Genomic DNA, 8,156 nt, shown 5'->3' on the forward strand with positions numbered 1-8,156 from the left:
ACTTCTGACCGGGCGGACCCAGGGCTCGCCCCTCAAGGAGAGCGCCGATGAGCGACACTCAAGGCAGAATCATCACCCTGACGGTGCCCGGCATGGGCAGTGACCACTGTGCCGGCATCGTGCGCAAGACGCTCCAGCGCCTCGATGGCGTGGACGATATCGAGACCAACATCGCCAACCACCGGGTCAGCGTGACTATCGACGAAGACGGCCCCGGTGGAGAGGCGCTCAAAGACGCCGTGGAAGGCGCCGGCTATGACGTGGCCGCCGTCAGCGGCGGTGGCTCCAACAAGCGCCTGGTGCGGCTGACGATACCCGGCATGGGCAGTGACCACTGCGCCGGCATCGTGCGCAAGACCCTCGAACGCCTGGACGGCATCGAGTCGGTCGACACCAATATCGCCAGCCACCGGGTCTCTGTCACCGTCGCCGCTGACGGCCCCGACGGCGACGCGCTCAAGAGCGCCGTGGAAGGCACAGGCTACGATGTGGCCGCCGTGCAGACCGACGAGGCGGACGACAGCGACAGCGACGCCGAGATCGAAGAGGCCCATCTATCCCAGGCGCGCAAGCGGCTGATCATCGCCGCGGTACCCACCACCCTGATCATGCTGCTGATGATACCGCACATGTTCTGGCAGCCGATTCCCGGCTACCTGGCCATCATCGCAGTGCTGGCCTTCCCGGTGGTGTTTCTCTACGGCGGCATCGCCACCCACAAGTCGACCTGGCGCTCGCTGAAGAACGGCACCTTCAACATGGATGTGCTGATCTCCATGGGCAGCCTGCCGCCCTACCTGATCGGCCTGGTCGGCTTCATCACCCCGATGACCTCGTTCATCGAGATGGCCGCCACCATCATGACCTTCCACCTGCTCGGCCGCTATCTCGAAGCCCTGGCCAAGGGTCGCGCCTCCCAGGCCATCCGCCGCCTGATGACCCTGGGCGCCAAGACGGCGCGGGTGGAGCGCGACGGCGAGGAAGTCGAGGTGCCGGTGAAGGAGCTGGCAACCGGTGACATCATGATCGTGCGTCCCGGCGACAAGATCCCCACCGATGGCGAGGTAGTCGAGGGCGAGAGCCATCTCGACGAGTCCATCGCTACCGGCGAGTCGATCCCGGTCTACAAGAGCACCGGCGACAGCGTGATCGGCGCCACCATCAACAAGGAGGGACGCCTGCGGGTCAAGGCGACCCGGGTCGGCGGCGATACCTTCCTCTCCCAGGTGGTGCGCTTGATCGACCAGGCCCAGGGCTCACGAGTGCCGATCCAGGAGTTCGCCGACCGCATGACCGGCCGCTTCGTGCCGGCAGTGCTGCTGATCGCCCTGGCCAGTCTGATCGTGTGGCTGCTGATTCCGGATGTCATGCGCCCGATTCTCGACTGGGGCGCCAACTTCCTGCCCTGGGTGAATCCCGAGGCCGCCACGCCGATACTGGCCATATTGGCCGCCGTGGCCGTGCTGGTCATCGCCTGCCCTGCGCCCTGGGCCTGGCCACCCCCACCGCGCTGATGGTGGGCTCCGGCATCGGCGCCGAACGCGGCATCCTGATCCGCTCCGGCGAGGCGATCCAGACCTTCAAGGACGTCAAGGTGATGGTGCTCGACAAGACCGGCACCATCACCCGCGGCGAGCCCAAGCTCACCGATGCCGTCACCGCTGAGGGCGTCGAGGAAACGCGCCTGCTGACGCTGGCGGCGAGCGTGGAGAACGCCTCGGAGCACCCCATCGCCCGGGCCATCGTCGAGGGTGCCAAGGAACGCGATGTCAAACCCGGCGAGGTCAGCGAGTTCCGTTCCACCGGGGCACGCGGCGTCTCGGGCAAGGTGGGCGATGAAACCGTGCTGATCGGCAACCGTCGGCTGCTGGAAGAGGAAGGCGTATCCGGCCTCGAGGCCCTGGACGACGCCATGGCCGAACTCGAGGGCAAGGGCCGCACCGTGGTGATCGTCGCCGCCGACGGCCAGGCCCTGGGCCTGGTGGCCGTGGCCGATACCCTCAAGGAGGAATCGATCGAGGCCATCCGCGGCATGCATGACCTGGGCCTGCACGTGGTGATGATCACCGGCGATAACGAGCGCGCCGCCCGGGCAGTAGCCGACGAAGTCGGCATCGATGAGGTCCAGGCCGGAGTGCTGCCGGAGGGCAAGGTCGATGCCATCCGCGCGCTGCAGAAAAAGCATGGCAATCACGTGGCCATGGTCGGCGACGGCATCAACGACGCCCCCGCCCTCACCCAGGCCAACGTGGGCATCGCCATCGGCGCCGGGGCCGACGTGGCCATCGAGGCCGCCGACGTGACCCTGGTACGCGGCGAGCTGACCGCCGTGGTGGACGCCATGCATCTCAGCCGCGCCACCTACGGTAAGATTGTCCAGAACCTGATCTGGGCCAGTGCCTATAACGTGGCGGCCATTCCCATTGCCGCCATCGGCCTTCTGCACCCCATGATCGGCGTCATCGCCATGACCGCCAGTTCGCTCTCTGTGATCGGCAACTCGCTGCTGCTCAAGCGGCGCTTCACCCGCGAGAACCCCCAGGGAAAATCGACATGAACCGGCCGGGATGAAATGCGCGAGCTGATATGCGCAGCAAGAGTTGCCCTGGATCAATGCAGCCCCGGCCACCGGCGGGCAAGCTATAGACCTGACACAAGGGAGTTCCTCATGGACCGGCTCACTCGGACATCGTCAACACAGCGCACAGGAGGCCGACTGCTGGCCCTCCTGCTCGCGCTGCTGTTGGCGATTGTCACGCTGTCGAGCCACGGCGCCATGGAGAGCCATCAGGTCAATTGCGGTATCGCTGCCGAATGGATGTCGGATGATGGCCATTCCGGTGGAGGCCATTCAGGTGGCGGTCACAGTGCCGACCATGAGGCCTCATCCTGCGTCACCTGCACCACCGCCACGGGCCAGGCCCTAATGTCCGTGGCGGGATTGCAACGCCAGGCCAGCTCACCGGCCATGGCGATGACCCCTCAGATCCCACTTACCCCCAGACGCCCTCCCAAAGCCTGACCGAACGCACGGCGGAACTCCCGCCACGGAGGGCCACGCCTTCCCTGAACCCGAATCCGTTCGTCAGGAGATACACCATGTTGAACCACTGCATTGCCCTGATGGGCAGCATGCCATGGCTTGGCTGGATCATGCCCGTCGCCATGCTGAGCTTGCTCGGCCTGGGCATCGCTGCCCTTGCCAAATACCTGTTCACTTCCTCTCGCTCTTCCCGTGACATCCCGGAGGCACGCTCATGAACCGTTTCGGCTCCACTCTTATGCTCTCCGGCGCGCTGATGCTGGGCGCAGGCGCCGCTCAGGCCGCCCTGCCCGATGAGGCGACCATGTTCAAGAACCCGCAATGCGGCTGCTGCGACGAGTACGCCCGCCAGCTCGAAGCCCGCGGGGTCACGGTGAAAATCGTCGATGATATCGAGGTGGGCAAGATCAAGCAGCGCGTCGGCCTGCCCTATGGTCTCGGCTCCTGCCACACCCTCCAGATGGGCGGCTACGCCATCGAGGGGCACGTGCCCTTCGAGGCGGTGGAGACGCTCTTCGAGGAGCGCCCGGACACCCGCGGCATCGGCCTGGCCGGCATGCCCCTCGGCACCCCCGGCATGCCGGGGCCCCAGCAGGGCGACTGGGACGTCTACCAGTTCCGCGACGGCGAGGCCACGCCCTTCATGACGCTGTAAACCGTGGCAGACGTCGGGGGTGCGCTGGGTAGGCACCAGGATAGGCTCCCGACGCTCTGTCACCCGCCAGGACCACGGAACGTCAATTCCCGCTACCCCAGGGAGCTCTCTTGCGAAGAGAGCTCCCTTTTCTGTGGGGCTCTCTCATAGGTACGTCGCGGCGCAGAGCGGTAGAGGCAGTATCAAGGCTGTCGAACGTAGCTGCCGGGCGCGTCTTCCAGGGGGGCGTAGCGTTCGCTGCCGAGCCCTGGCGGCGCCACCTTGCCGCTGGAGTGAGCCGCCAGCCACTCCCGCCAGGCCGGCCACCAGGAGCCCTGCTGCTCGGGGGTTTTCTGCAGCCAGGTATCCGGATCCAGATAGCGCTCGCCCTGACGCTGGGTGCGTTGGCGATAGCTGCGGTGCGGATGACCCGGCTCGCTGATGATCCCGGCATTGTGGCCGCCGGAAGTCAGCAGGAAGGTCACTTCGTCGGCATCCGTCAGCAGGTGGATCTTGTAGGCCGACCGCCAGGGCGCCACATGGTCCTAGGTAGTCCCCACCGTGAAGATCGGTGCGCCGATGTCCTGGATGGCCACCGGCCGCTCACCCACCTGATAGCGACCGCTGGCCAGATCGTTGTCGAGAAACATCCGCCGCAGATACTCGGAGTGCATCCGGTAGGGCATCCGGGTGATATCCGCATTCCAAGCCATCAGCTCATTCATCGGCCGCCGCTTGCCAAGCATGTAGTCATGCACCATGCGCGACCAGATCAGATCGTTGGAGCGCAGGATCTGGAAGGCTCCGGCCATCTGGTAGCCGTCGAGGTACCCCTGATCCCTCATCATGCTTTCCAGATAGGCGGCCTGACTCTCGCTGATGAACAGCGTCAGCTCACCCGCCTCGGTGAAGTCGACCTGAGTGGCCAGGGTGGTGATCGTCGCAAGTCGCTCGTCGCCATCGCGGGGCATGGCGGCCGCGGCGATGGAGAACAGGGTGCCTCCCAGGCAGTAGCCGACGCCGTGCACGCGAGGCGCTCCGGTAATGTCGGTCACCACATCCAGCGCCGCCATGGGGCCAAGGCGGCGGTAGTCATCCATGCCGAGCTCGCTGTCCTCGCTTCCCGGGTTGTGCCAGGAAATCATGAACACCGTAAAGCCCTGATCCACCAGGTACTCGACCAGAGACTTGCCCGGCGCAAGATCGAGAATGTAGTACTTCATGATCCAGGCCGGCACAATCAGCACCGGCTCGGCGTTGACCTGCCCGGTCGTAGGCGAGTACTGGATCAGCTCCATCAGCCGATTACGGTAGACCACCTTGCCGGGGGTCACGGCGAGATTCTCGCCGAGTCGAAAGGCCTCGGTCCCCACCGGCGGCTTGCCCGACATCAAGCGATCCCCGTCCTCGAGGAGATTCTGCCACCCCGCCAACAGATTCTGGCCGCCGCTCGTCAGCGTGGCGTTGGTGATTTCCGGATTCAGCCAGGGGACGTTGGAGGGCGACCAGTGATCCAGCCACTGGCGAGTCACGAAGTTGATCACCTGTTCGCGGGACGGCGACAAGCCATCCACTTCAGTGGTGGCGTTGTGCCACCACTGCTGGGTGAGCAGGAAGGATTGATAAATCAGCTGGTAGGGCCATTGCTGCCAGGCTGGGTCGCGAAAGCGACGATCCTGCTCCATGGGTTCGATGCAGGGGCTTGCGTCGGGGTCGCTGGCGAGGCGCTGGGCATAGCGCCCAAAGCGCGTCAGCTTGCGGATGGCCTTCTCACCCAGCTCCAGCTGCTTGCCGGGCGATAGCGAGAGGTGCAATAGCCACTCGACATAGACACTGGCCAGCCCGGCCGGGGTAATGCCCCGTGTCAGGCGGGCCAGGTTGGCCTTGAAGGCGTGATCGATCGCCTGTGTCGAGTAGACACCAGGATTGGGGCGCTCGGGGTAGGCAGGCAGACCTGCCTCGGGATAGCGGGTTCTCATCGACTGGCGCTGCGTCATGGGGCGGGCCTCCTGATGATGGACAGATGAAGACATCGCGGCACGCTGCGAAACCTAATGCTGTCTACTATCAGTCTAGCAGATGTTGCGGCGCACCAATTCGCAGTCGTCATGGGCTTCCTTGCCCACATCGAGCCCCGAGGACGTATCGAACCGCTCCTTCTCGGGGGACGCGTCAGGCCCGGCGAGGATCGCCGCCGGATAGAGAAAGACCTGGTAGTGCTCCAGGCGCTCGCGCATCAGGCCTTGAGAACGTAGCGCAGGGTCTCGACGACCTGGTCGGTGTTGGTGCACCAGGCCATGGCCTCGGCGTCGACCTCCTTGAGTGGGTGGACGATCTCCTCGGCGTGCAGCGTCACGTAGGGCTTGCCCAGGGCGGCGCAGTAGCCGGCATCGAAGGCGGCATTCCACTGCTTGTACTTGTCGCCGAAGCGAACCACCACCAGATCGCTCTGCGCGATCAGGGTGCGGGTGCGAATGGCGTTGACCTTGGAGGACTGGTGGTCACGCCAGAACTGGCTGGGCGTTTCGCCCAGATGATCGCCGGCGGCGTCGCTGGCGGCGTGGTCGGTCACCGGCGCGGTGAACACCACATCCAACCCAGCGGCCTCGGCACCACGCCGGATCTCATCGCGCCAATCGGTATGGATCTCGCCGGAAAGATAGACGTGAAAGCTCATGCAGGGCTCCTGAGGGAAATGGAAAATATGGATCCACATCATAGCCTAGCGGGCATTTCCTGGAAAATGCTTCCAAAAAATTTGCCGCGCCACCTGATCCTCGGCGAGCGCTGATCAACCGACCGCGAGAGAGCCTCCCACGGCGATGGTCGTCCCCTCCCCGGCCAGCAGGATGGCATTCTGGCCGAAGAAGGCGCCCTTCCAGGCCAGCCGGGGCTTGAGGGTCATCAGCGTCTTCAGCGGCTCGCCAGGGTGACGAATCTCTCCGTTCTGCTGATCGACGGTGATGATCTTGCAGCGCTGGCAGGGCTTGCGCAGCCCCAGCCGCCAGCCATCCGCGCCGATCTCGCGCCAGCCATCCTCCGAGAAGGGCTCGCCCCCCTCAATCACGATGTTGGGGCGGAAGCGATCCATCGGTAGCGCCTCTCCGCCGCTGGCCTCGAGCGCCAGGTTCAGCGCGGCCAGCGACGCCGTGGTGGCCACCAGGAAGGGATAGCCGTCGGCGAAGCCGGTGTGGGCTTGCTCGCCTGCGGCCAGAAAGTCGGGCTCGACGCGGCGCCGGTGATTCGGCGCGAAGCGCACCAGTCGCAGGCCACTTCCGCGTAGGTCACCTAGCACACGGACTAGCCAATCACGGGCTTCCCCGCCCTCATCCAGGGCCTCGCAGCGATCCTCCCAGACGTAGACCGGGAGCCTCTCCGTTGCCTTGGTGGAAAGGGGTACGCGCAGGGGCTCAGCCTCTGGATGGCATAGCACCAGCGCATCGGACTCGAGATGGGGGCGGACCTGAGCCATTCGCGGCAGCTGACGCTGGGTGACGAAGCGGCCCACGTCGTCGACCACCATCCAGCGGCGATCCCAGGCCAGGCCTTCCGCTGTGAGCTGGGCCGCGTCCAGAGAAATTCCGCCCAGCGATTTGACCGGGTAGATATTGAGTTGAGTGATTCTCACAGGCGGCTCCAGATGCAAGACTTCCAACGCCTAGCCCAGTCGGGCAGGCATTACAGTCGCTGGGTCTCGATCACGTGCCCGATAATGGGATAGCCGGCCTTGCGGGCGGCCTTCTCGGCCTCGAACTGCGCCTCGATCCTGGAGATACTGGAGGAGACATGCTCGAAGACAGTATCCAGTTCAAGGGGCTTGGTGCGTACCGCCAATTTCACCAGGTGGCCGGTTCTCGGCGAGCCAGCCGCCTTACTGCGCGGGGCCTTGGGCTTGGCCTCTTCGCCGGGTTCTCTGGGCCATTCGGGGGCAGAGGTAGCCGCCTTGCGACGGGTTTCCTGTGCGTTATCCATAAAGGTGTTGATGTCGCGGCGCATCTGCCGCTCGAACTCATTCAGTTCCGTTTCCATCGTTTCTCCATCTACATCAATCGACGCGCGATTGTACCAGAACTCGCGCAAATGCCACCCCCAGCGGCCTAGTCCGGCATACCGTGGGTAAGCGGTTCAATGTCCAAGAGCTACGTCTGTCTCAGGCGATCAGGTTGTTCCGGTGTTCGTCCTGCTCTTCTTGCGAACCAAACGTCTCGGGTTCCATGGCCGAGCCCGGCCGTGTGCCCTATAAACATCAGCGCCGGGATTGTGAAAAGGCGCAAGCGCATACATTGCCAGAATCAGTTCGACAATATCCGCGAAACAACCTCCGATTATTCAACTCTGGTTATCATAAATAAAGGCTCTTCGTCGTTTCATGTGGATTTGGCCCGATCAAGCATGCGCCCTACTGGGCTACCAATCAGGTAGATCATGGCGATGAAGTTGGCCTCGTTCCGGTAGCCGCGTGCACGTGACCTGGCCGCC

At 64.4% G+C, this 8,156-nt stretch carries 11 protein-coding genes; 4 read left to right on the top strand and 7 right to left on the bottom strand.

The annotated features are described in order from the left end of the window. Window positions 1-47 precede the first annotated feature (47 nt). Complete coding sequence (locus tag ACFODV_RS02735; RefSeq protein WP_379754241.1) at window positions 48-1,514, top strand: heavy metal translocating P-type ATPase; 1,467 nt, start codon at window positions 48-50, stop codon at window positions 1,512-1,514. Beyond that, the gene (locus ACFODV_RS02740) at window positions 1,514-2,557 is read left to right on the top strand and encodes a heavy metal translocating P-type ATPase (RefSeq protein WP_379754244.1); all 1,044 of its coding nucleotides are present in this window, start codon (window positions 1,514-1,516) and stop codon (window positions 2,555-2,557) included. Before ACFODV_RS02735 ends, ACFODV_RS02740 begins: the two co-directional genes overlap by 1 nt. 135 nt (window positions 2,558-2,692) lie before the next feature. Here ACFODV_RS02740 and ACFODV_RS02745 read toward each other — a convergent pair whose 3' ends face one another. Continuing rightward, window positions 2,693-2,851 carry a hypothetical protein gene (locus tag ACFODV_RS02745; protein ID WP_379754247.1) on the bottom strand — a complete coding sequence of 53 codons (159 nt, stop codon included), beginning with the start codon at window positions 2,849-2,851 and terminating at the stop codon, window positions 2,693-2,695. A gap of 248 nt (window positions 2,852-3,099) precedes the next feature. On the opposite strand from ACFODV_RS02745, the gene ACFODV_RS02750 reads away from it, so the two are divergent. After that, window positions 3,100-3,261, top strand: coding sequence for a hypothetical protein (locus ACFODV_RS02750; protein WP_379754250.1), 162 nt, complete (start codon window positions 3,100-3,102; stop codon window positions 3,259-3,261). Then, window positions 3,258-3,698, top strand: a complete 441-nt coding sequence (locus ACFODV_RS02755; RefSeq protein WP_379754253.1) for a DUF411 domain-containing protein — start codon at window positions 3,258-3,260, stop codon at window positions 3,696-3,698. Before ACFODV_RS02750 ends, ACFODV_RS02755 begins: the two co-directional genes overlap by 4 nt. Window positions 3,699-3,880: 182 nt before the next feature. Here ACFODV_RS02755 and ACFODV_RS02760 read toward each other — a convergent pair whose 3' ends face one another. From ACFODV_RS02760 to ACFODV_RS02785, 6 genes are all read right to left on the bottom strand, one after another. After that, entirely contained in the window at window positions 3,881-4,216 is a 336-nt protein-coding gene (locus ACFODV_RS02760) for a hypothetical protein (protein ID WP_379754256.1), read from the bottom strand. Between the two features lie 6 nt (window positions 4,217-4,222). Beyond that, the gene (locus tag ACFODV_RS02765) at window positions 4,223-5,674 is read right to left on the bottom strand and encodes a PHA/PHB synthase family protein (RefSeq protein ID WP_379754259.1); all 1,452 of its coding nucleotides are present in this window, start codon (window positions 5,672-5,674) and stop codon (window positions 4,223-4,225) included. Between the two features lie 75 nt (window positions 5,675-5,749). Further along, a complete protein-coding gene (locus ACFODV_RS02770; RefSeq protein WP_379754262.1) occupies window positions 5,750-5,914 on the bottom strand; it encodes a hypothetical protein in 165 nt (54 codons plus the stop codon). Next, window positions 5,914-6,354: a YtoQ family protein gene (locus tag ACFODV_RS02775; protein ID WP_379754265.1), complete on the bottom strand. Its 441-nt coding sequence runs from the start codon at window positions 6,352-6,354 to the stop codon at window positions 5,914-5,916. The genes ACFODV_RS02770 and ACFODV_RS02775 overlap by 1 nt, the downstream gene beginning before the upstream one ends. 114 nt (window positions 6,355-6,468) lie before the next feature. Then, window positions 6,469-7,305: an MOSC domain-containing protein gene (locus ACFODV_RS02780; protein WP_379754268.1), complete on the bottom strand. Its 837-nt coding sequence runs from the start codon at window positions 7,303-7,305 to the stop codon at window positions 6,469-6,471. 50 nt (window positions 7,306-7,355) lie between these two features. Further along, entirely contained in the window at window positions 7,356-7,706 is a 351-nt protein-coding gene (locus tag ACFODV_RS02785; protein WP_379754271.1) for a hypothetical protein, read from the bottom strand. Window positions 7,707-8,156 lie beyond the last annotated feature (450 nt).

The sequence above is a fragment of the Halomonas tibetensis genome (genome assembly GCF_042643535.1).
In the GTDB taxonomy this organism is placed as follows: domain Bacteria; phylum Pseudomonadota; class Gammaproteobacteria; order Pseudomonadales; family Halomonadaceae; genus Halomonas; species Halomonas tibetensis.